Origin of the sequence: Formosa sp. Hel1_31_208 (assembly GCF_900104785.1) — a bacterium.
In the GTDB taxonomy this organism is placed as follows: domain Bacteria; phylum Bacteroidota; class Bacteroidia; order Flavobacteriales; family Flavobacteriaceae; genus Psychroserpens.
Map to the genome: position 1 here is coordinate 1,556,216 of NZ_LT629733.1, position 24,132 is coordinate 1,580,347.

The window sequence follows — 24,132 nt, forward strand, 5'->3', positions numbered from 1 at the left end:
ACAGACTTGTTTACAAAAAAAAGCGTCCCGATAATTATTGGGACGCTTTTTTTTTGATTTAGTAACCTATAGCTCTAACAAAGAGTTTGTCGTCTTTAGATTTGCCCATCACAATATCTGGAATGGCTTGGTCTTTTTCTTTCCAGCTGGCACTAGACTTGCGTCCTTGGTTATCATCAAGTGAAATTTTGATACTGGTGATTTCTCCAGCTTTGTTTCTACGTACCTTGCTAAATTTAGCATCGATACCAAATTTTTTGAGTTCCTTTTTTTGTCGGTCTAAAAAGGCGTCAGTAGAATTTTTAGAAATCACGAATTCAGCAGTTGGATGAGTATCGTCTGGATCACCGACAAAATAAACCCCAGTAACTACTGTTTCTGTGTCAATTTTCCATGGACTGTCTTCTTGTACCTCAATGATAATATCTTGATTAGAATTCCCGTTTATGGCTTCTTTAGTATTGATTATGACAACACCATTTTGACCTTTTTCACCATAAGCTTTTATAGCGTTTTTGTCTTTCAGGACATCAATGCTATGAATCTTATCCGGATTTATAGATTCCATTTGGTCTTTATTGATGACTTTACCATCAATAATAAATAAGGGTTCTGTCCCATCCGATTTAATTCTCACATTATTAGAATTTAGAATAATTCCTTTACTCTTATCTTTGTTTATAAATGTATTTTGACCGTCCTTAATACTCATAATAATCACACCATTTTTCCCTTTCTCTCCATATAGTTCCGATGCCGATTTTCCTTTTAATACGTTAATAGATTTAATATTGTCTGAATCTACGTTTTCGAAAATAGACTTGTCAACAGCGCTCCCGTTAATGATAAAAATAGGTTCGTCAGTTTTTGTGATGATAAAATTAGCGCTGCCATTTTCCGAAGCATTGATATTTGTTTTTGTACCATCTTTACTAATCCAAGTAGTTTTACCTTGTATTGTTTTAAAATGAACAGAGTCTAAACTGTGTTTTTTTATAATTTTCAAAGTTCCTGAATCGCTATCATTTGTGTCTTCTTCGTCGACGTCTTCTATTACATAAACATGGCCACCTGAAGATTGTACTTTCATTGTTCCGTCTTCAGTTTTGTATACGAAAGTATTACTGTCCATAGTGCTCACACCAAATGAGGTGCCGTCACTTTTAAATGAAAAAGGTTTAATAGGCTCAACTCCGCTCACCTCGTATGCCGTACTGTTAACTTTTGATTCAAAGGTCACATTGATCGCTGTAATTTCATTTTTACTGTTGCGTATTAAACCTTTGTAATTGAATGTGATGCCTTTTTTCAATAATTGTGTTTTGGTAAGCGCTAAATAATCATCGGTGTTATCTTTATTAAACATGATGTTTAAATTATCTTGAGACTCACTTGTGACTTCTTGCTTCTTTGGAACTTCATCAGGCACTGGAATATAAATAGTTTCGGTATTGAAACTCATCATAAATACTGCTAAGAAAGGCAGTATTAATAAGAGTTTGATTTTGTTGAACTGTTTTGATTTTGATTTGTGTAACATAACGATTCGTTTTTTAATTAATGATGTGTGAAAATTAGTTGTGAACGCTAATTGATGATTTTTCGCACTAGCTTTTAATAAGACGGTCTGATAGCTTTTTTCACATTGCGATACATATTGTGCCTCATGGTCTGCGATGAATTCTAAGTTTTGTTGGAGTGCTTTCTTGTATAGCCATACAACTGGATTAAACCAAAATAGGAGGCATGCAAGTTGCGCAAATATCGTATCAATAGAATGCAATTGCTTGACATGTACTTTCTCATGGGTGAGCACATGTGTTAATTCTTCTTCCTGAAATTGTTTCGGATTAAAAACAATACGATTAAAGAACGAAAAGGGTGCTACCTGCTCTTCAGTTTTTAAAATTTTGTAAGTCCCAGAAGCACTTGCTTCACTGTGAATTAATATCCGCCGTAAAGACAGAAACTCAATAATCAGTTTTCCGAAGAAAAAACAAGCTCCTGTTATATAAAACCAGGGCAATAATTGCACATAATCATATGGTGTCCCTTTTTGTATTGCAAGTTCGTTTGAAGACATCACAAAAGAAGAGGTATCAATTGGGGTGTATTCAATATATTGAGGAATAACAATGAATGGAAGACAGCATGCTAAGATGAGCCCAGATAATAAAAACAAACGATTGCTTTGAAAAAACGTTTCTCGTTGTAAAAATAACTGATAGCAAACATAAAAAATGATCAGTATGGCGGATGCTTTCAATAAATAATCCATGACTAATTCTTTTGTTCGATTATAGCGATAATTTCTTTGAGCTCTTCGATGCTAATTTTTTCTTCTGTAGCAAAGAAAGACACCACATTTTTATAGGAGTTATTGAAATAGTTTTCAATAGCTGTATTCATAAAACGTTTTTTATAAGCTTCTTTACTAACAATAGGGAAGTATTGGTGCGTTTTGCCATAGGCGTTATAGCTCACATAGCCCTTTTCTTCAAGATGTCTGATGATGGTTGAAAGCGTGTTGTAATGGGGTTTGTCCCCTGCGATTTCAGCTAAAACATCTTTTACGAAAGCCTTTTCTAGCTTCCATAAGATGTGCATGATCTCTTCTTCTTTATTTGTAAGCTTTTCCATGGCGATTGTTGTATGAAATGATTGCTTTACAAACGTATAACTATTTTTGTAGTTATACAACTATTAAATTAGTTATTTAACTAAATTTTAAGTTATAGCTTCTGTAAATCGGTTTTATATTAATGGTTTTACACTATACAATTTTTATATCTTCGCAGAAATTAATTGTCATGAGTATAGTTTGGATCATCTTAGGATTAATTTTATTGGTAATAGGAGGTGAGTTCTTAGTGCGGTCTTCGGTTGCACTTTCATTTAAGCTAAAGATTTCAAAAATGGTTATAGGTATGACTGTGGTGAGTTTTGCAACTTCAGCTCCGGAATTACTTGTGAGTTTGAATGCAGCCTTAACAGGTTCTCCAGCTATTGCTTTGAATAATGTAATAGGATCTAATATTGCTAATATTGGATTGGTTTTAGGAATCACGGCATTAGTTGGTACTATTGCTGTAGATCGATCATTTTATCGATTGAATTGGCCAGTGATGATGCTCTTTTCAATCGTTTTGTATTATTTTTTATATAATGATAATCAGTTAGTGCCATTTGAAGGATTAGTGTTATTTTCTTTTCTCGTCGCATTTTTAATTGTTTTGATTAAAGCTGCTAAGAAAGAAGTTATTCCAGAGGAGGTTGACGAAAGTCTAGCGGTAGTCTCAAATTTCAAAATAGCCTTGTGGTTATTAATAGGAGCAGCAGCCTTATACTTTGGGTCAGAATGGTTGGTTGCAGGAGCTAAAGATTTAGCACAAACATTAGGTGTTAGTGACGCTGTTATAGCGGCAACGGTAATCGCTATTGGGACTAGTGTTCCTGAATTGGCGGCTTCTGTAATCGCGGCAGCAAAAAAAGAGAAAGCCTTATCCTTAGGGAATCTAATTGGTTCGAATATCTTTAATATTGGTTCTGTATTAGGTTTAACGTCAATGATAAAGACTATACCAGTCACAGAGGCTTCAATTTTGAGTCGAGATATTTTTTGGATGCTGGCTTTTTCGGCCCTCTTAATTCCATTAATCCTAATACCTGCAAAACATCGAATTTCTAGATATAAAGGTTTTCTGTTAGTAACAGCCTATGCAATATTTATAATTTTAGCGTTTAAGGTGTAAATAAAAAACGCCTTCATTAAAAAAAAATGAAGACGCTTTATTGAACAAAACAATATTGTTGATCTAGCTAATATTAGCTGATTTTACTGTTTTAATAATACGACCTGCAATTTTATATGGATCACCATTCGATGCCGGACGGCGATCTTCTAACCATCCTTTCCAACCTTTCTCAACAGTAATAATAGGAATACGAATTGAAGCGCCTCTATCTGAAATGCCATATGAGAAATCTGATACATGAGCAGTTTCATGTAAACCGGTTAAGCGTTCATCATTAAACTCCCCGTAAACAGCCATATGTTCATCTACAACAGGTCTAAAGGCTTCACATATTTTTTCATAAGTTTCTTGAGAACCACAAGTTCTTAAAACTGTATTTGAGAAGTTGGCGTGCATACCAGAACCGTTCCAATCTCCTTTAACGGGTTTTGGATGGTATTCAATATAATACCCGTATTGCTCAGTTAAACGATCCAATAAATAACGAGAGACCCAAATTTCATCTCCTGCTTTTTTAGCGCCTTTTGCAAATAATTGATATTCCCATTGTCCAGAAGCAACCTCTTGGTTGATGCCTTCAAAGTTCAGTCCTGCTGCGATACACAAATCAGCATGCTCTTCAACAAAACTTCTGCCATGAGTATGTCTTCCTCCAACAGAACAATAGTACATTCCTTGTGGACCTGGATAACCACCAATAGGGAATCCTAAAGGTAATTGCGTGTCTTTATCCATAATGAAATATTCTTGTTCAAATCCGAACCAAAAATCATTATCGTCATCTTCAATGGTTGCTCTACCGTTTGTTTCGTGAGGAGTTCCATCTGCATTTAAGACTTCAGTCATAACTAAATAACCATTTTCTCTTGCAGGATCTGGATAAATCGCCACCGGCTTTAATAAGCAATCAGAAGCACCTCCTGAGGCTTGTTTTGTAGAACTACCATCAAAAGACCAAGTAGGACAGTCTTCTAATTTACCACTAAAATTGTCTTCAACTTTAGTCTTACTTCTCATGTTTTGAGTTGGTTTGTATCCATCTAACCAAATGTACTCTAACTTAGATTTACTCATGCTGATTTAAATTTTTAAAAATTGAAAGCACAAATATTATATTTTTTATAGAGAGGTCAAAAAAAATAGGGGTATTTTAGATAAAATGTTATTAACAATTTTTTATACCCTCTAAATTTTAGGGGTGTACTTCATAATAAAGTATAATTTTGGTTATTTTTGCCCTATTATTTAAATTTAATAACGTAAACATGTCTATATTGAGATTTCATGCCTTAAAACAAGTATATAGTCATCAGCCTTTACCAATTCAAGAACATGTAAAGCGTTCTGAGATTTTTGGCGCAAATGTTTTTAATGAATCAACCATGCGCCAGTATTTAACTACAGACGCATTTGAAAGTGTCGTTGATGCCATTAGTCATGGTAAAAAAATAGATAGAACCATAGCAGATCATATTTCTACTGGTATGAAAGAATGGGCAATTTCAAAAGGTGCTACACATTACACCCATTGGTTTCAACCATTAACGGGTGCAACAGCGGAAAAGCATGACGCATTTTTTGAAACTATTGGAAATGGAATGGCTATTGAAAAGTTTGAAGGCGGGCAGCTTGTGCAACAAGAACCAGATGCCTCTAGTTTTCCTAGTGGTGGGATAAGAAACACCTTTGAAGCACGTGGTTATACGGCATGGGATCCTACATCTCCAGCATTTATATATGGAACAACGTTATGTATTCCAACAGTTTTTGTATCCTATACTGGTGAGGCTTTAGATTATAAAACACCTCTTTTGAGAGCGCTTCAAGCGGTAGATGCCGCAGCCGTGGCAGTTTGCAAATATTTTGACAAAAATGTAAAAAAAGTAAATGCATCTCTAGGATGGGAGCAAGAGTATTTTCTAATAGATAGCGGATTGGCTATGTCGCGACCAGATATTGTGCTCACCGGTCGAACCCTTTTAGGACATGCGCCTGCTAAAGGCCAGCAACTAGACGACCATTATTTTGGAACCATACCAAATCGAGCAATGTCTTATATGCGTGATTTAGAAACTGAATGCATGTTGTTAGGAATTCCTGTCAAAACAAGACATAATGAGGTGGCACCAAATCAATTTGAACTGGCGCCCATTTATGATGAAGCAAATTTAGCAGTTGATCATAATTCGTTATTGATGGATGTCATGGATAAGGTTGCAGAGCGCCATAATTTTAAAGTCTTATTTCATGAAAAACCTTTTGCTGGGGTCAATGGTTCAGGTAAGCATAATAATTGGAGTTTGGGAACCAACACAGGAGTCAATTTACTGAGTCCTGGAAAAACACCAATGAGTAATCTGCAGTTTTTGACCTTTTTTATTAATACCATAAAAGCGGTTCATGATAATGAAGAATTATTAAGAGCTGCAATTGCATCGGCAAGTAACGACCATCGTTTAGGTGCTAATGAAGCACCTCCAGCTATTATATCTGTGTTCATAGGAGAACAGTTGACTAAAGTTTTAGAAGAGTTGGAAAATGTTACTCATGGAAAATTATCACCAAAGGAAAAAACCGACCTTAAATTGAATGTGGTAGGGAAGATCCCAGATGTGCTTTTAGATAATACCGATAGAAACCGAACGTCACCTTTTGCATTTACAGGAAATAAATTTGAGTTTAGAGCTGTAGGGTCAATGGCAAATTGTGCTAGCGCGATGACGGTTCTCAATTCTATTGTAGCCAAACAATTACTAGATTTTAAGCAAGAGGTAGAGCAAATGATCTCTAAAAAAGACATGAAGAAAGATGATGCAATTTTTAATGTTTTAAGAGAGTACATCAAAAAAGCTAAACCGATTCTCTTTGAAGGTAATGGTTATAGTGAGGCTTGGGAAAAAGAAGCTAAAAAAAGAGGACTGAGTAATAACAAAAGCACTCCAGAAGCCTTAAAAGCAAAGGTGTCTGTACAAGCCATTCGCCTTTTTGAAGATCTTGGTGTAATGAATAAGGTAGAATCGGAAGCTCGCTATGAAATCGAAATGGAAGAGTATGTGCTTCGAATTCAAATTGAAGGACGTGTGTTAGGTGATATTGCACGAAACCATATTGTGCCTACAGCAGTAAGATACCAAAATGTACTCATTGAAAATGTCAAAGGATTGAAAGAGATTTATGGTGCATCATTCAAAACGTTGGCAAAAGAACAGCTAAATCTTATTGAAGATATTTCGGCACATATTGAAGGTATAAATTCTAATGTTACTAAAATGACAGAGGAACGTAAAAAAGCGAATGCATTAAATATTATTGAAGAAAAAGCCAACGCTTATTGTTTTATTATAAAACCATTGTTTGACGATATCAGATACCATTGTGATAAATTAGAATTATTGGTTGATGATGAACTTTGGCCTTTAACAAAGTATCGAGAATTATTATTTACAAATTAAATTTGCGTTACTGAACTAAGTACCTTTATTTAACGAATTGTCACTTTTTTGAGAATAACAGGAGTACGTAGTCCTACGTAGTTGCTCATGTGATCATGTATTTCAACGCATAATTTTATCAACTAATCGAATATTTGATTATTCCTACAGCTTCACATAAGTAAATACTTATGTTTGTAATGCTATTAATCAATTTTTTGTAAAATGAAGAAGTTACTACTAAGTGTAGCAGCGCTTATGTTCGCTACCTTGTTGTTTTCTCAGGACGATTCTAACGATGTTAAAGATAATCTTACTCAAGATGATGTCGTTAAAACTGAAGCGAGATTTCACGCAGAATCGTAAATGATTTTTGAAGATTACAAAAGTTATTGACAATATGAGTATTGTCAAACTAAAGACAAATGAATTACAATAATTCATTTGTCTTTTTTTTATTCCATAGAATTAAAATTTAATAAAACATAACTCATTGATAATTAATTTTTTATATTGTCATCCCTTTCTCCAAATCTGTTGAACCTAAAATAACTTTGTTATTGGTTATATATAACCAAAACAAATATTGATGATAGCACAGCAATTTCGTTTTCAATTACTATTTGCGTGTATAGTTCTGATAAGTGTTCAGAGTTTAGCGCAAGACAAAAATGATACTCCAATACCAAAAACTGAGTTTTACGATTTAAGAGGGACTAATGCTATTGATGTGGCACTAGGAACTACGGTAATCAACGGAGATTTCATAGATCCAATGTTCGAAATTTATAGTCATATTGGTTACAAACGTCATCTCACACCTTATTTAGCAATAGATTTTGGTTATCATAAATTCAATCTAGCGTATATAGATACTTTTAATGAAGGGTTTATGTCTTTTGACTTAAATGTTGAATTACTTCTGCTACCACATGAACACTTTTCACCTTATTTATTTGTTGGAGCCGGTTATAATGCAGCAAATCATTTCAAGCAAACCGCACCTAAAGTACAAGGCGGTATTGGTTTGGAGTATATTGTGAGCAGTCAATTTGCACTTAAATTATATTCCGATTATAATTATGTATCTAGTGATACACTTGATGGTTTGGAAGCAGGGGCATCGGATGACACCTATTTTAGATTGGCCTTTGGTTTAAACTTTTATTTCGGTGGAACACAGAAAAAGACAAAACTTTTAAAAGACCATAAAACAGTTATTGAAGCCTATTCTATAACTGATGATGAAAATAGTCCAAAATTGTAACTAACAATTCTTATTTTTGTTGCTTAATATAGATTCATGAGCCAAGATATTAGTAAACGTTATGCGCAAAGAGGCGTTTCAGCGTCCAAAGAAGATGTGCATAACGCCATAAAGCATATAGATAAGGGTTTATTTCCAAAAGCATTTTGCAAAATTGTTCCAGATTATTTGACAAGTGATGATGATTATTGTCTTATCATGCACGCGGATGGGGCCGGAACAAAGAGTTCACTTGCTTATATGTATTGGAAAGAAACAGGCGATGTTTCTGTATGGAAAGGCATAGCTCAAGATGCATTAATCATGAATATAGATGATTTACTGTGTGTTGGTGCAACTGATAATATTATGTTGTCTTCAACAATCGGAAGAAATAAAAATTTAATTCCGGGTGAAGTTATTTCAGCCATTATTAACGGTACTGAGGAACTTATTGAAGATCTAAAAACATTTGGTGTAACCATACATTCTACGGGTGGAGAGACTGCCGATGTTGGCGATTTGGTGCGAACAATTATTGTAGATTCTACGGTAACGGCACGCATGAAACGAAGTGATGTCATCGATAATGCCAATATTCAAGCTGGAGATGTTATTGTAGGTTTGGAAAGTTTCGGGCAAGCAACTTATGAAACTGAGTATAATGGAGGGATGGGTAGTAATGGTCTAACTTCAGCTCGTCATGATGTATTTCATAAATACTTAGCTGAAAAATATCCTGAAAGTTTCGATGCGTCAGTTCCAGAGGATTTGGTGTATTCTGGACAAACTAGATTGACTGATACTATAGAAAATGCTCCTATTAACGCAGGTAAATTAGTCTTGTCGCCTACAAGAACTTATGCACCCATAATAAAAGCGATATTATCAAAGTTTAAATCTGATAACTTACATGGAATGGTACATTGTTCAGGAGGAGCACAAACAAAGATTCTGCACTTTATCGATAATTTGCATATTGTAAAAGATAATATGTTTGAGATTCCACCTTTATTCAATCTCATTCAACAACAATCTCAAACCGATTGGAAAGAAATGTATCAGGTGTTTAACTGTGGACATCGTATGGAATTATATGTGTCTCCTGAAATTGCCAATGAGATCATTGCAATATCAAAGTCTTTTAATGTAGAGGCTAAGATTATTGGCAGAGTTGAAGCTTCAGAAAAAAAGAAGCTGACTATAAAAAGCAAATACGGTACTTTTGAGTATTAATTTGAGTTTTCAAATTCATTCTCTAAAGTTCTAGCATCTTTCTCAGTCTGTTCTAAATATTTATCTAGCAGATCTCTGTTTAAATAATACCCTTTTAAAATGACACCGTCGATTTTAAAAAGATGATTAATATTTTCAAGAGGATTTTCATTTAATATAACCAGATCAGCTGATTTACCAATATCAATAGAGCCAAATTCATCTTCTTTGTCTAAATACTTGGCAGGATTTAATGTAGCAGTTGTTAATGCCTCCATAGGTGTGAGTCCTGCATCTACAAAAATCCCCAATTCTTCTAGTAAAGGAAATCCACCTTGCATGTCCGAGCCCGCCAATATGCCAACACCTGCATCATGTAGTTCCTTAATAGAACAAAATCTATTGTCGTAGGTGGCTTTTAGTTTTCGTTCAGGATCAAATTCTTCGATTAAATAATCAACTAAAGTATCGTATTTAGTCACATACTTATAATTAGGATTGGTTCTTACACTCGGCGTATTAGGATACGAAATTGCACGTTGTATAACCAAAGTTGGTACAACCCAAGTGTTATTATTTTCTAAATGATTATAAAGTGCTTTAGTTTTATTTAGATCTTTCGTTAAAGTCCCTTCCCATTCCGATCTATTCCAAGTTTTAATTTTATCTTTTTGTTTTGTTTCTTTAGTAAGATTGCCTACTTCATTTCTGTAATTAGATCTTAATTCATTTTCTTTACTTGAGGTTGCTACCTCTAGCCCTGTTAAATGTTCAACAGTTTTATGCCCTAAATCTGATGCTTCCCATAAACTTACAGTTATAGGGATTTCACCTGAAACTTCAAAATTTAATTCTTTAGCACTTTTATGTATGGCTTTGTATGTTTCGTCAGATAAATGAGAATAAGTTTTTATAAAATCATAACCATCTTCATGAAATTGTTTAACAAGTTCTTCAGCCTCATTAGGCTTAGTCACAGACACTGTTGAGCCACCAGGAAATAATGGAATAGCACCATCTACTAATGGCGTTCCCACAATAAAATGTGGGCCAATTAGTTCTTTATTATGTATTTGCCTTTTTAAATTTAAAGAGAATTTACTGCCACTCATTTCTCTTGTTCCAGTTATGCCAAATGCAACTAAAAGAGGTGCAAAAGTTTTTCGTTGCTCAATATCTGTAGAATCAGGATTATAAACATCCCAATCATAAAACCTATCATTTACAGCATGGAAATGCATATCCCACAATCCAGGAATTACATATTTGTTACTGCCATCTATAACTTTTGTGTTGTTATCTAATTTTAAATCCAATGATCTTTTTATATCCGAAATTTTATTATCAACAATAACAATGGTCATATTTCTTAACGTTTTTTGATTTACAACATCAATAATATTTATGTTTTTAATAACTATTGTGGCGTTAATTTTAGTTGTTTTATTTTCTGTACAATTAAAAAATGTTGTTAGCGTAATAATTAAAAATATATAGTTAATTGTTTTTTTCATTTTTTAGAAATATATCTATCGATATAGCTTTTGTAATTAAAGATATTTTCGATATTGTATTGAACAACAAGATAATAAATAGAATTATATTGGCGGTTATATAAGTAATAAAGGAAACAAAAAAGATGTGTCGTATTAGAAAAACACAATTTTAGATAAACCCTTTGATCAAGAGTAAAAAGGCCGTAGTAATCAAGCCATCAAAAAGGTAAATTACCGTAAAGAATTTAAGATTAGAAACACCACTAATTCTATAAAAACGTAATCGCTGTCTAACTTTTCGATCACTAATCATAAACCAGAGTACAAACACTAAAAATAGCTTTGTGGTTAAGGCTAGAATCAGTTCAGGATTGATAATCGTAATCCCAAGCGTCACAATAAATGACCATAAGGATAGCGATTTATAGTAGTTTAGTATTGATTTGACTTGCTTTCGCATGAGGATATAACGTCAAAACACATTACAATATTTTTGAGTGGACTAACAAGTTATTCACTATTGGAAATCCATAAATTATCGTATTTTTGAAACACAATTTAGAAGATAGATGTTAGAGAAATTACAAATAATAAAACAACGTTTTGATGAGGTAAGTGATTTGATCATTCAACCAGATATCATTACTGACCAAAAACGTTATGTTCAACTAAATAAAGAATACAAAGATTTACGCTTATTAATGGATAAGCGTGAGATCTATTTAGAACTTACCAATAATTTAAAGGAAGCCGAAGAGATCATCGCAGATGGTAGTGATCCAGAAATGGTTGAAATGGCGAAAATGCAGTATGATGAGGCTAAAGAAGGTATTCCGAAATTAGAGGATGATATTAGATTCTTATTGATTCCTAAAGATCCTGAGGATTCTAAAAATGCAGTTGTTGAACTGCGAGCTGGAACAGGTGGAGATGAGGCCAGTATATTTGCTGGTGATTTATATAGAATGTATACGAAATACTGTGAAAGTAAAGGCTGGAGAGTTGATACTGTAGATTACAGTGAAGGTTCTAATGGAGGTTTTAAAGAAATTCAGTTTGAAGTTTCAGGTGAAGATGTCTATGGAACACTCAAGTTTGAAGCTGGAGTTCATCGTGTGCAACGCGTGCCGCAAACTGAAACACAAGGTCGTGTACATACCAGCGCTGCCACTTGTATGGTGTTTCCAGAAGCCGAAGAGTTTGATGTAGAAATCGATCCTAAAGATGTTCGTATTGACTTCTTCTGTTCGTCAGGCCCAGGAGGTCAGTCGGTAAATACAACCTACTCTGCCGTTCGATTAACGCATGAGCCTACAGGATTAGTTGCACAATGTCAAGATCAAAAATCACAACATAAAAATAAAGAGAAAGCATTTAAAGTTCTGCGCTCTCGTTTATATGAAATGGAGTTGGCAAAAAAGAATGCTGCCGATGCCGAAAAACGTGGTTCTATGGTGAGTTCAGGAGATAGAAGTGCTAAAATTAGAACATATAACTATTCACAGGGTCGCGTGACCGATCATAGAATTGGATTAACATTATACGATTTACAGAATATCATGAATGGTGATATTCAAAAAATAATTGACGAACTTATGCTAGCTGAAAATACTGAGAAGTTAAAAGCTAGTGACGAGCATATATAACCTCAGTCCCACTTTTTTGGCTTTTTTTAATATGACAACACAAGAGTTAGTATACCAAATCAAAAAAAAGAACTCCTTTCTATGTATTGGATTGGATGTTGATCTCAATAAAATCCCAAAACATATATTAGAAGAAGAAGACCCAATCTTTACCTTCAATAAAGCTATTATTGATGCCACACATCACCTCTGTGTTGCGTACAAACCCAATACAGCGTTTTATGAAGCATATGGACTCAAAGGCTGGAAAGCGCTTGAGAAAACCATTAACTATTTAAATATAAAGCATCCTGAAATTTTTACTATAGCAGACGCGAAAAGAGGAGATATAGGAAATACGAGTTCAATGTATGCTAAAGCTTTTTTTGAAGATTTAGCATTTGACAGTGTTACTGTTGCTCCTTATATGGGAAAAGATTCGGTAGAGCCTTTTTTAGCTTTTCAAGACAAACATACGATTATGCTAGCTTTAACTTCAAACCAAGGTGCTTTTGATTTTCAGACGAAAATTGTAGATGACAAAGAATTGTATAAACAAGTTTTGGAAACCTCAAAGACATGGACAAATTCTGAACAGCTCATGTATGTTGTTGGAGCAACTAAAGCTGAGTATCTAGCTGATATACGACAAATTATTCCTGAAGCTTTTTTATTGGTACCTGGAGTAGGAGCACAAGGCGGAAATTTACAAGATGTATGTAAATATGGAATGACAGATTCGGTAGGTTTGTTGATCAACTCATCTAGAGGTATTATCTACGCATCACCTAATGAAGACTTTGCTCAAGCTGCTGCTATTAAAGCACAAGAACTTCAAAAGCAAATGAGTATTATACTTAATTCTTATACTGCACACGTTTCAGAATCTCATCATGAAACACCAAGACCAACTCAATAGAATAATCAAGTTGTCAAAGATTCCACAACGAATTGTGTCTTTGGTGCCTTCTCAAACAGAACTGCTAGTTGACTTAAACCTTGAAGCTTCAATTATTGGTGTCACTAAATTTTGTGTGCATCCAAATCATTTACGTCAAGAAAAAAAAGTTGTAGGAGGTACTAAACAAGTACAGTATGATAAAATCAAAGCCTTGCAGCCTGATATCATTTTATGTAATAAGGAAGAGAACACGCAAGAGATGATTTTAGCATTGGAATCTATCGCACCTGTTCATGTGAGTAGTATTTGCGATTTGGATGGTGCTTTGGAGCTAATTAAAATGTATGGAAGATTGTTTTCTATTAAGGAAAAGGCTGATGATTTGATTACCACGATTCAAAGTGAATATCAAAAGTTTAGTACTTATATAAAGCATCAACCGAAATTAAAAGTGGCCTATTTTATTTGGAAAGACCCTTGGATGGTTGCTGCAAACTCTACCTTTATTGATGCAATGCTTCGGCTTAATAATTACGAAAATTATTTCGCAAAGCAAGAAAGATATCCTGAAATTGATTTATTAAATATTGATGAAAGCATAGATGCAATATTCTTGTCGAGTGAACCTTTTCCCTTTAAAGCATCACATATTGAAGACTTAAAAAAAATACTTCCTCATGTGAAAATTCAAGTCGTTAATGGGGAGTACTTTTCGTGGTATGGCTCGCGACTCATTGAGGCATTTAGCTATTTTAGAACATTGCACAAAATTGAAGGTTAATTCTGTTGAACAATATTTAAATCTCTAATTAAATAGTTTAGTTTATTTATTTTATGGAGGAGTTGAATGGCTTTATATTCAGAAATATCACTTAATGCTGAATCTGTATGACGGATATTATAAGCCTGTTCGATGAGGTTTTTGTAACGCGACACCAATACCATTTGATGGTCTAATATTTTTTTGGTGTTTTTCATGTTATGGCGTTTAACAATTAAATGTAATAAAATATTGTAAATGAACAAAATAAAAGTGATTGAGGCCATATAAAAAAAATCGATCTTGTAATGAGATCGATTTTTATAACTAACTTTTTTAATTCAAAATGAACACGGAAGTGTACGCTTCTAACTAACGGTTACAAAGATGGTATTTATTTTGATTTCTAATGTTATGCTAATATTAGGATAACATTAAAAGTGATAGAACAGCTATAATACATACAGAAAAGACTAAGTTTAACACGTGGTGATACCATAATTTAAACTCTTTAATTTTTTTTCTAATTCATTTAAAAATCTTGGTTAAACTAAAAACACCTGAACAAAACTTAATCTTGAAGCGCAAACACCTTTCTGAGTAGATCAGTTGTTCGTGACGACACTTTGTTTCTTATTTCTTTTTCTTCAACAGCAATCATGGTATAAACGCCTTTTAAAGCCTCGCCAGTGACATAGTCCGTTAGATTAGGATTAACGTTACTGGTGAATGGAATAGCATTGTACTTATTGATGAGATTTTCCCAAATTTGATCAGCTCCTACCTTACTAAAAGAGTCGTAGATTACAGGTTTAAACGAATTGTACAAAGCTGTTTGTGTTTTATTAGTGAGGTATTCTGTTGCTGCTTTGTCACTTCCGAGTAATATGTTTTTAGCATCATCAAAGGTGATATCTTTAACAGCCGCAATGAATATGGGTGTAGCTTCTTTAACAGCGTCCTCGGCGGCTCTATTGAGAACTTTTAGGCCTTCATCTGCTAAATTGCCAAGTCCGATATCACGTAAACCTTTGTCTACTTTCTGCAATTCTTCTGGAAGTAAGATTTTGACTAATTCGTTTTTATAAAATCCATCTTCTTGCGTGAGTTTACTTACTTGTTTGTCTATGCCTAAATCCAGCGCCTGACGAAGGCCAGAGGCAATATCGACATTACTTAAAACACCTCCTCCTTGTTGTGGTAGATTGTTAACGACTTCTTGCAATTCTGCGCAAGAGATTAGATTAAAAATTAAAACTAAAGCTAAAAGTTTACGAATCATGATTTAAGGTTTTTATATATTTAACAAATATAGATATTTAGTTATGAAGCACTTTCAAATATTAGGCCTATTCTGTAGCGTTCTTTTAGTGAATTGTCAAGAAAATAATAACTTAGAGAAACAAGTCAAAAGCTTTAATTCTAAACAGTATTTAACAGTACTTGGGATTGCTCAAGATGCGGGTTACCCTCAAATCGATTGTGATAAAAAATGTTGTCAAGCCATTTATAAGGGAATAGAATCAAAACAATTAGTGTCCTGTTTGGGACTCGTTGATTTAGAATCTAAGCAAAAATGGCTGTTTGATGCAACGCCAGATGTCACCGAGCAAATACAGAAACTAAAGACTGATCATATAGATAATGAGAAGCTGATTGATGGCGTATTTTTAACACATGGGCATATGGGGCATTATACAGGTCTGATGTATTTTGGTTTTGAAGCATTGGGAGGCAATAATATTCCGGTATACGCCATGCCAAGAATGAAGCATTATTTGGAATCAAATGGACCATGGAATCAATTAGTATCGTTTAGAAATATTCAGATAAAAGAACTTCATAATGATTCTACAATACCTATGAGTGATGCCTTAAAAGTCACTCCATTTTTAGTACCACATCGTGATGAATATTCTGAAACAGTGGGCTATAAAATACAAGGTGAATCAAAATCAGCATTATTTATTCCCGATATTGACAAGTGGCATGCTTGGGATCACGATATTATTGCAGAAGTTAAAAAAGTAGATTATGCTTTTGTAGATGCTTCTTTTTTTCGAGATGGTGAATTAGAAAGGGATATGAGTGAAATTCCGCATCCATTTACAACTGAAACTACAACTTTATTTGAAAATGAATCATTAGAAACTAAGAATAAAATATATTTTATTCACTTTAACCATACCAATCCAACAATAAGGGATTCACACCGTTTGAAGGATAGCATTCAAAATCTCGGATTTAATTTCGCGAAAGAAGGTGATCGCTATAGTCTTTAACCCTTATATATTTCTTAAAAAGAGATTGTATTTTTTGAATATTCCGTAAATTTGAGCACTCAAAAATTCAAAAATTTACGAATGAAGCAAGTTGCACCATATAACCCAAAGTATAAAGTTAGAATCGTTACTGCAGCCTCACTATTTGATGGACACGATGCATCAATTAATATAATGCGTAGAATTATTCAAGCTACTGGAGTAGAAGTGATTCATTTAGGTCATGACCGAAGTGTTGATGAAGTTGTTAATACCGCTATTCAGGAAGATGTTAATGCGATTTGTTTGACCTCTTATCAAGGTGGACACAATGAGTACTTCAAATACATGTACGATTTATTAGAAGAAAAAGGTGCTGGACATATTAAAATCTTCGGAGGAGGCGGAGGTGTTATTTTACCTTCGGAAATTAAAGAACTCATGGATTACGGTATTACTCGTATCTATTCTCCAGATGATGGACGTGAAATGGGATTGCAAGGCATGATCAATGATTTAGTAGAACAATCAGACTTTGCTATAGGTGATACATTAAATGGTGAACTTGATATACTACCCAAGAAAAATCCGAAAGCCATTGCTCGTGTGATTTCTTCCGCGGAAAATTTCCCTGAAGTTGCTAAGGAAACACTAAATAAAATACATTTAAAAAATAAAGATTCTAAAACTCCTGTTCTTGGAATTACAGGAACTGGTGGTTCAGGAAAGTCGAGTTTAGTTGATGAACTAGTTCGTCGTTTCTTAATTGATTTTCCAGAAAAAACAATTGGTATCATTTCAGTAGACCCTTCTAAAAGAAAAACAGGAGGTGCCTTATTAGGGGATCGTATTCGTATGAATGCGATTAATTCACCACGAGTCTATATGCGTAGTTTGGCGACACGTCAATCTAACTTGGCCTTATCTAAATATGTGAATGAGGCTGTACAAGTACTAAAAGCTGCAGAATATGATTTGATTATTTTGGAAACATCTGGAATTGGTCAATCTGATACTGAAATTATAGAACATAGCGATGTAGCATTATATGTCATGACCCCAGAATTTGGAGCAGCAACCCAACTTGAAAAAATCGATATGTTGGACTTTGCCGATTTGGTTGCCATCAATAAATTCGATAAACGTGGTTCATTAGACGCCTTACGCGATGTCAAAAAACAATACATGCGTAATAATAATCTTTGGGATATACCTCAGGAAGACTTACCTGTATTTGGTACCATCGCTTCTCAGTTCAATGATCCAGGAATGAATACGCTCTACAAAGCCATTATGGATAAGCTTGTTGAGAAAACAGACACCGATTTAAATTCTACATTTCAAATTTCAAATGAAATGAGTGAAAAGATATTTGTGATTCCTCCTTCAAGAACTCGATATCTTTCCGAAATTGCTGAAACCAATCGTTCTTATGATAAGACGGCTGATGAGCAAGTTGAAGTTGCGCAAAGGTTATATGGGATTTATAAGACGATAGAATCTGTGATAGGGAGCGCACCTCAATTAGATAAATCTGGCATCGATTCTAAATCTATTGAATCCTCTGAAAATAAAGATTTTATAAAATTACTTCTAGGTGAATTTGACCGAGTAAAACTCAATTTAGATAATTATAATTGGGAAGTTATTACAGGTTGGGATGACAAAGTCAACAAGTATAAAAACCCAATTTACGCTTTTAAAGTTCGTGATAAAGAAATCAAGATCGAAACACATACCGAGTCTCTATCACATACACAAATCCCGAAAGTAGCGCTACCGAAATATCAGGCTTGGGGAGATATTCTAAGATGGACGTTGCAAGAAAATGTTCCAGGAGAATTTCCTTTTACCTCTGGTTTATATCCATTTAAGAGAACTGGTGAAGATCCAGCGCGTATGTTTGCAGGTGAAGGAGGACCAGAACGAACCAACCGTCGTTTTCACTACGTCAGCATGGGATTACCAGCAAAACGATTATCAACAGCTTTTGATAGTGTAACACTGTATGGTAATGATCCAGACCACAGGCCAGATATCTACGGAAAAATTGGTAATGCTGGTGTATCTATTTGCTGTTTGGATGATGCTAAAAAGTTGTATTCTGGTTTTAATTTGGCGGATGTAATGACGTCGGTAAGTATGACCATTAATGGTCCAGCCCCAATGCTGTTAGGCTTCTTTATGAATGCAGCCATCGATCAACAATGTGAGATTTATATTAAGGACAACGGATTAGAAAAAGAGGTTGAAGCCAAAATAGCTACCATTTATAAGAATAAAGAACGTCCAAAGTATAATGGTGAATTGCCAAAAGGGAATAATGGATTAGGATTAATGTTACTCGGTGTAACAGGTAATCAAGTGCTGCCCGCTGAAGTTTATACAGATATTAAAACAAAAACCATAGCACAAGTTCGTGGGACTGTTCAAGCCGATATTTTAAAAGAAGATCAAGCACAAAATACATGTATTTTTTCAACAGAGTTCGCTTTGAGACTCATGGGAGACGTTCAAGAGTATTTTATTGAAAATAATGTTCGTAATTTTTATTCAGTATCTATTTCAGGATATCACATTGCCGAAGCTGGAGCAAATCCTATTTCACAATTGGCATTTACATTATCTAACGGATTTACATACGTAGAATATTACTTATCGAGAGGTATGGATATCAATAAATTTGGTCCAAATCTATCCTTCTTTTTCTCTAACGGAATCGATCCAGAATATGCTGTTATTGGTCGTGTCGCCAGAAAAATATGGTCGAAAGCCTTAAAAAATAAATACGGTGCGAATTCTAGAGCGCAAATGTTGAAGTATCACATTCAAACTTCTGGACGTAGTTTACATGCTCAAGAAATTGACTTTAATGATATTCGTACAACACTTCAAGCCTTATATGCGATATATGATAACTGTAACTCGTTGCATACAAATGCCTATGATGAAGCCATAACCACACCGACTGAAGAATCGGTTCGTCGTGCGATGGCAATTCAGTTGATTATCAATAAAGAATTAGGTTTAAATAAAAATGAAAATCCGATTCAAGGGTCATTTATTATTGAGGAACTGACGGATTTAGTAGAAGAAGCTGTGTTGTTAGAATTTGATCGCATTACAGAACGCGGAGGCGTTTTAGGAGCTATGGAGACCATGTATCAGCGTAGTAAAATTCAAGAAGAGAGTTTATATTATGAAACGCTAAAACATAACGGAGAATTTCCAATTATTGGTGTAAATACGTTTTTAAGTAGTACTGGATCACCAACAGTGTTACCTGCGGAAGTGATTAGAGCAACTGAAGAAGAAAAGCAATTTCAAATTAAAACTTTAGAGAACCTTCATAAAGCTAATGATACTAGCGCGTTATTGAGAAACCTTCAGCACAGAGCGATTAATAATGAAAATATTTTTGAAGCCCTAATGGATGTTTGTAAAGTATGCTCATTAGGTGAGATTACTTCTGCTTTATTTGAAGTAGGAGGTCAGTATAGACGAAATATGTAAACAGGATTCCAGGGTCGTAATGCAAAACGTATGAGAGATTTTTAATAGCGCTCATTTCGAACTTGTTTTGGGATTTCATGCTCATCTCTTATGTTTAAAACACAATTCAAAGTTCAAGCAAAATGGTCATCTAAAGATGCTTTAGATGTTTCGGTTAATGGAAAAACGCATCACGTTTTTATTGATGGAAAAACACCGTTGACGATTTCCGCAGCTAAAGCTTTTAAAGGTGATGAGACCAAACATAATCCTGAAGATTTACTCTTATCTGCCTTGTCATCATGTCACATGATGTCTTATTTTTACGTTTGTGCGCAAAACCGAATTGAACTCCTTGATTATACGGATGATGCTATTGGAATTCTAGAATTAAAACCGGATGGGAGTGGTGCCTTTGTCTCTGTGGTTTTAAATCCTGTAGTTACGGTTTTGAAAACTTCAATGATTGATAAGGCATTGCGTCTTCATAAAGAGGCTAATAAACTTTGTTTTATAGCGAATTCATGCAATTTTCCGATAAAGCATCATGCAAAAATAAAAGTAATTGATAGCGATTGAATTATAAGGTCATCATCCAGTTGCGCTGCAAACGCTTAAATTTCTTAAGTTCACTTTGAAGGATCGGTAAATAATCCCTACCGTCACTATTACAATGTTGCAGACGTTTACAATTAAGATACAAGCGATGTGTTAAGCGTTCTAAAGACGCCAAATGTTTGTGTTTTTTGTCTGAAAAACGCTCAGCCTGAGCTTTTTCAATTTCTGGAGCCAAAGATTCAGACTGCTGAACTATATCTCCCGAAAAATAGATATCTGAGTCTTCAGAACCGTCAGATCTTAAATAAGATAAGTCTTGATTGATATATGTTGAAATATTTCTCGAAAGCACGAGAATATCCATAGCCTTTTGATATATAGGCAGTTCATACAAATTCGATGGGATATTATAATTCATTTTTTTAATAGCAAGGGTAACAAAATTAGTGACAACTCAGGAAAATTAGCTTTATAATTTAAAGTAAAATTGTATATTTGATTTAAATATTAACGTATATTTTAAAAATACTTTAAATGATAATTGATCAGTTAAATTGGAAGATTTTGCACTACCTGCAATTAAATGCCCGACAGTCTAATGCTGAAATAGGAAGACAAGTAGGTATCAGCTCTCCAGCCGTCTCCGAACGCATTAAAAAAATGGAAGATGCTGGTATTATCCAGAGTTATAATGCTTTAGTTTCCCCTTTTGAGGTGGGTTATCAATTAAAAGCTATCATCACTTTAAGAGCTTTCATGGGGATGTTAAAACCCTTCTTAGAAAAAGTGAAAACATATCAGGAAGTCGTAAATTGTTATCGTATCACAGGAAATGAAAATATAGTCATGGAAGTAGTTCTTAAGAACCAAAAACATTTAGAATCGTTTATTGACCAATTGATTGTGTATGGTGAATCGAAGACGCAAATTGTATTATCTCATGTGATCAAACACAATGAAATAAAGCCCTTAAAATAATTAATTATCAATGATAAGATGAGGTACGTTGTCTAAATTCCAATCTATCACTAAGCCACCTGCTAAACTTTCAGCAATGGTTTTCCCATAAAGATACTCACAAAGATATAAAGCTGCTTCAAAAGATTTTGCGCCACCAGCGGAGGTAATGTACTTACCATCATGAACAAATAACACCTCTTTTCTAATGTCTAACTCAGGAAATCGCTCACGCATCGTATCAACATCACTAGGGAAGGTTGTCGATACTTTGTTATTTAATAACCCAGCTTTAGCGAGCACAAAGGCACCATCACAATGCGAAGTCATAAACAGCGCCTCTTGATCAACACGTTTTACAAAATTAATCATAATCTCATCTTGGAGATCCGTATCTATATGATGCTCTGCACTGGGTATTACTAGAATATCAATTTTAGGCAAACTGTCATTGGTGTAATTAAAATCTGGTAAAATGCGCATTCCTTCAAAACTGACAATTGGCTTATCCGTATTAGCTACGGTAAAAACATTCATAGGTTTTATACGGTCTCGAAATATCGTGTGTTGAAAAATATCAAAAGGTGCTGTTAATTCGGTATTGTAGACACCATCCATGATGAGAAACGCCACATTATATCTATTTGGTTCTAACTCTGGAAGCACTTTGTTACTGGACATTTCGTCTCTCAGTATCTCATTATTTTTATCTGCTTTTTTCTCTTCAGAAGTATTACAAGTAAATAGGAGACTTAAGATTAATATATAAATTAGGTGCTTCATTTTTAATTATTCATTGATACGCCAAGGTGGGTTTTTTCGGTGTTGTCCTGCCGAATATAAAATAATCTGATTCCCATCTGGATCTTCCAAATGTGCTTCATGCCATAACCACGATTTTGCTGCCAGTTCACTAGTAAAGATAATTCCTTTTTTCTTAAGATATATAGCGAGGTCATCTAGATCTTCATGCTCAAAATATACAATGACACCATTGCCATAGGGTAATTCTTCGACCTTATGAATCGAGAACGTTGCATCTCCGTCGGGACATTCAAATCGAACATAGTCAGGTAGAGCGTCTACAATAAGCTTAAGGCCGAGTGTTTTGTAAAAGGTAGAAGCTTTTTCTACATCAATTGATGGTATGGTAACTTGATTTAAATTCATATTAAGTCGTGTTGCGTTTCAAATACCTTTGCAAGAATATTAATAATACTACACAGAGTACTGCTAAGAAGGTTACAATAAACCACGTATTATTAAAACCAAGATAATTAATTAGCTGCATACCTGCATTGTGACCAAAAATATGCGCTACCGAGAAAGCCATAACATACATCGCCATATATTCGCCCTGATTGCCTCTTTTCGCGCGTTCAATAGCGAATGCATTGGAGAATGGGAATGTAATCATTTCACCTATAGTCATAAATAGCATACCAACGATTAATATGCCTATCCATGAGGTGAACGTCAGTATGACAAAACTAATACCAACTAAAACGGCTCCAAATAGCATGAGCCCTGTTTTGGAATAGCTACTGTTTTCTAACCACTTGATGAGTGGCATTTCCAAAATAAAAATGACTAACCCATTAAGGCCAAGAAGCAAGCCGATCTCAAATTCTGTGAGTCTGTGTACTTCTTTATAGTATAATGGCATGGTAGAAAAATATTGTAGAAATATAATCCCAAATAGTACCATTGCGATAAAGAATATCCAAAACGGTTTGTCTTTATAAACCGACTTCGGATTGTCTACTTTGAACTCATCCAATGGTTTAGAAACTTTAGGATTTAAAACTTTTACTAATAAGATAGTTGCTAAAATACACGTAATGCCATCAATCCAAAATAGACCATCATAACCAATAGTTGTTATAATCAATCCTCCAACTGCTGGACCCGCTGAAAAACCTAGATTAATAGCTAATCGTATAAGTGTTACTGAGCGTGTTTTGTTTTCGGCTTTACTGTAAGCACTCATAGCAACAAACATCGCCGGACGAAACGTGTCTGCTACGGCCATTACCAAGAAGATTCCAATACAAAGGGATGCAAAGGTGTCAAGAAATTGAAGCGTAATAAAAAGCACTCCCGTTGATAGTAAACTTCTCACCATTACTTTATAATACCCTATAATGTCGGTTAATTTACCACCAATCCATGTGCCGACTACAGAGCCTAAACCAAAGGCCGACATAATCCATCCTACATCACTAAACGAAAACTGTAAATTATCTGTTAGATACAATGATAGAAATGGAATGACCATGGTGCCTGCTCGATTTATAAGTGTAATTAAAGCGAGCCACCATACCTCTCTAGATAGGCCTTTAAACGTGTTGAAGTAATTTCTAAATAAAGTTCTCATTGTAATTGATTTGACTCTAAGTTTAGAATCAGCTTGGTTTATTAATGTAAAAAGTCCG

At 34.4% G+C, this 24,132-nt stretch carries 23 protein-coding genes; 12 read left to right on the top strand and 11 right to left on the bottom strand.

Annotation, left to right across the window (positions count from 1 at the left end; genetic code table 11):
* Positions 1-58: 58 nt before the first annotated feature.
* Both BLT57_RS07060 and BLT57_RS07065 read right to left on the bottom strand, forming a co-directional pair.
* A complete protein-coding gene (locus BLT57_RS07060) occupies positions 59-2,278 on the bottom strand; it encodes a M56 family metallopeptidase (RefSeq protein WP_091424157.1) in 2,220 nt (739 codons plus the stop codon).
* A 2-nt stretch (positions 2,279-2,280) separates the two neighbouring features.
* Entirely contained in the window at positions 2,281-2,640 is a 360-nt protein-coding gene (locus tag BLT57_RS07065) for a BlaI/MecI/CopY family transcriptional regulator (RefSeq protein ID WP_091424160.1), read from the bottom strand.
* Between the two features lie 170 nt (positions 2,641-2,810).
* On the opposite strand from BLT57_RS07065, the gene BLT57_RS07070 reads away from it, so the two are divergent.
* A complete protein-coding gene (locus BLT57_RS07070) occupies positions 2,811-3,752 on the top strand; it encodes a calcium/sodium antiporter (protein WP_091426696.1) in 942 nt (313 codons plus the stop codon).
* Positions 3,753-3,815: 63 nt separating this feature from the next.
* Here the strand turns inward: BLT57_RS07070 and BLT57_RS07075 are convergent, their stop codons facing one another.
* Entirely contained in the window at positions 3,816-4,829 is a 1,014-nt protein-coding gene (locus BLT57_RS07075; RefSeq protein ID WP_091424163.1) for a glutamine synthetase beta-grasp domain-containing protein, read from the bottom strand.
* Between the two features lie 191 nt (positions 4,830-5,020).
* On the opposite strand from BLT57_RS07075, the gene BLT57_RS07080 reads away from it, so the two are divergent.
* From BLT57_RS07080 to BLT57_RS07090, 4 genes are all read left to right on the top strand, one after another.
* A complete protein-coding gene (locus BLT57_RS07080) occupies positions 5,021-7,207 on the top strand; it encodes a glutamine synthetase III (RefSeq protein WP_091424167.1) in 2,187 nt (728 codons plus the stop codon).
* Positions 7,208-7,411: 204 nt separating this feature from the next.
* Positions 7,412-7,552: a hypothetical protein gene (locus BLT57_RS14045; protein ID WP_157717139.1), complete on the top strand. Its 141-nt coding sequence runs from the start codon at positions 7,412-7,414 to the stop codon at positions 7,550-7,552.
* A gap of 223 nt (positions 7,553-7,775) precedes the next feature.
* A complete protein-coding gene (locus BLT57_RS07085) occupies positions 7,776-8,453 on the top strand; it encodes an outer membrane beta-barrel protein (protein ID WP_091424170.1) in 678 nt (225 codons plus the stop codon).
* A gap of 36 nt (positions 8,454-8,489) precedes the next feature.
* Positions 8,490-9,668, top strand: a complete 1,179-nt coding sequence (locus tag BLT57_RS07090) for an AIR synthase related protein (protein WP_091424172.1) — start codon at positions 8,490-8,492, stop codon at positions 9,666-9,668.
* Here the strand turns inward: BLT57_RS07090 and BLT57_RS07095 are convergent.
* Positions 9,665-11,161 carry an amidohydrolase family protein gene (locus tag BLT57_RS07095; protein WP_091424175.1) on the bottom strand — a complete coding sequence of 499 codons (1,497 nt, stop codon included), beginning with the start codon at positions 11,159-11,161 and terminating at the stop codon, positions 9,665-9,667. The two genes, BLT57_RS07090 and BLT57_RS07095, sit on opposite strands and share 4 nt — an antisense overlap.
* Before the next feature lie 151 nt (positions 11,162-11,312).
* Positions 11,313-11,603, bottom strand: a complete 291-nt coding sequence (locus tag BLT57_RS07100; RefSeq protein ID WP_091424178.1) for a hypothetical protein — start codon at positions 11,601-11,603, stop codon at positions 11,313-11,315.
* 109 nt (positions 11,604-11,712) lie between these two features.
* Between BLT57_RS07100 and prfA the strand changes: the two genes are divergently transcribed.
* Genes prfA through BLT57_RS07115 form a run of 3 tightly spaced genes read left to right on the top strand, consistent with a single transcriptional unit; the run spans position 11,713 to position 14,450 of the window.
* Positions 11,713-12,789 (top strand): peptide chain release factor 1, encoded by a 1,077-nt coding sequence (prfA, locus tag BLT57_RS07105; RefSeq protein ID WP_091424181.1) that lies wholly within the window; start codon positions 11,713-11,715, stop codon positions 12,787-12,789.
* Positions 12,790-12,820: 31 nt separating this feature from the next.
* Positions 12,821-13,687: an orotidine-5'-phosphate decarboxylase gene (gene pyrF / locus BLT57_RS07110; RefSeq protein ID WP_091424183.1), complete on the top strand. Its 867-nt coding sequence runs from the start codon at positions 12,821-12,823 to the stop codon at positions 13,685-13,687.
* Positions 13,662-14,450, top strand: a complete 789-nt coding sequence (locus tag BLT57_RS07115) for an ABC transporter substrate-binding protein (RefSeq protein WP_091424186.1) — start codon at positions 13,662-13,664, stop codon at positions 14,448-14,450. The genes pyrF and BLT57_RS07115 overlap by 26 nt, the downstream gene beginning before the upstream one ends.
* Here the strand turns inward: BLT57_RS07115 and BLT57_RS07120 are convergent.
* Positions 14,447-14,647: a Lacal_2735 family protein gene (locus BLT57_RS07120; protein ID WP_091426697.1), complete on the bottom strand. Its 201-nt coding sequence runs from the start codon at positions 14,645-14,647 to the stop codon at positions 14,447-14,449. The two genes, BLT57_RS07115 and BLT57_RS07120, sit on opposite strands and share 4 nt — an antisense overlap.
* Positions 14,648-15,000: 353 nt before the next feature.
* A complete protein-coding gene (locus BLT57_RS07125; RefSeq protein WP_091424188.1) occupies positions 15,001-15,711 on the bottom strand; it encodes a DUF4197 domain-containing protein in 711 nt (236 codons plus the stop codon).
* A 43-nt stretch (positions 15,712-15,754) separates the two neighbouring features.
* Between BLT57_RS07125 and BLT57_RS07130 the strand changes: the two genes are divergently transcribed.
* From BLT57_RS07130 to BLT57_RS07140, 3 genes are all read left to right on the top strand, one after another.
* A complete protein-coding gene (locus BLT57_RS07130) occupies positions 15,755-16,711 on the top strand; it encodes an MBL fold metallo-hydrolase (protein WP_091424191.1) in 957 nt (318 codons plus the stop codon).
* Positions 16,712-16,792: 81 nt separating this feature from the next.
* A complete protein-coding gene (locus tag BLT57_RS07135) occupies positions 16,793-20,203 on the top strand; it encodes a methylmalonyl-CoA mutase family protein (protein ID WP_091424194.1) in 3,411 nt (1,136 codons plus the stop codon).
* A 90-nt stretch (positions 20,204-20,293) separates the two neighbouring features.
* Positions 20,294-20,761 (top strand): OsmC family protein, encoded by a 468-nt coding sequence (locus tag BLT57_RS07140; protein ID WP_091424198.1) that lies wholly within the window; start codon positions 20,294-20,296, stop codon positions 20,759-20,761.
* A 1-nt stretch (position 20,762) separates the two neighbouring features.
* Here BLT57_RS07140 and BLT57_RS07145 read toward each other — a convergent pair whose 3' ends face one another.
* On the bottom strand, positions 20,763-21,158 hold the full coding sequence (locus tag BLT57_RS07145) for a hypothetical protein (RefSeq protein WP_091424200.1): 396 nt from the start codon (positions 21,156-21,158) through the stop codon (positions 20,763-20,765).
* 116 nt (positions 21,159-21,274) lie between these two features.
* On the opposite strand from BLT57_RS07145, the gene BLT57_RS07150 reads away from it, so the two are divergent.
* On the top strand, positions 21,275-21,718 hold the full coding sequence (locus BLT57_RS07150; RefSeq protein ID WP_091424201.1) for an Lrp/AsnC family transcriptional regulator: 444 nt from the start codon (positions 21,275-21,277) through the stop codon (positions 21,716-21,718).
* On the opposite strand, the gene BLT57_RS07155 is transcribed toward BLT57_RS07150, so the two are convergent.
* The 3 genes from BLT57_RS07155 to BLT57_RS07165 are packed head-to-tail and all read right to left on the bottom strand — an operon-like array spanning position 21,719 to position 24,074.
* Complete coding sequence (locus BLT57_RS07155) at positions 21,719-22,480, bottom strand: DJ-1/PfpI family protein (protein ID WP_091424204.1); 762 nt, start codon at positions 22,478-22,480, stop codon at positions 21,719-21,721.
* Positions 22,481-22,486: 6 nt separating this feature from the next.
* Positions 22,487-22,867: a VOC family protein gene (locus tag BLT57_RS07160; RefSeq protein WP_091424206.1), complete on the bottom strand. Its 381-nt coding sequence runs from the start codon at positions 22,865-22,867 to the stop codon at positions 22,487-22,489.
* Position 22,868: 1 nt separating this feature from the next.
* The gene (locus BLT57_RS07165; RefSeq protein ID WP_091424208.1) at positions 22,869-24,074 is read right to left on the bottom strand and encodes an MFS transporter; all 1,206 of its coding nucleotides are present in this window, start codon (positions 24,072-24,074) and stop codon (positions 22,869-22,871) included.
* Positions 24,075-24,132: the final 58 nt, after the last annotated feature.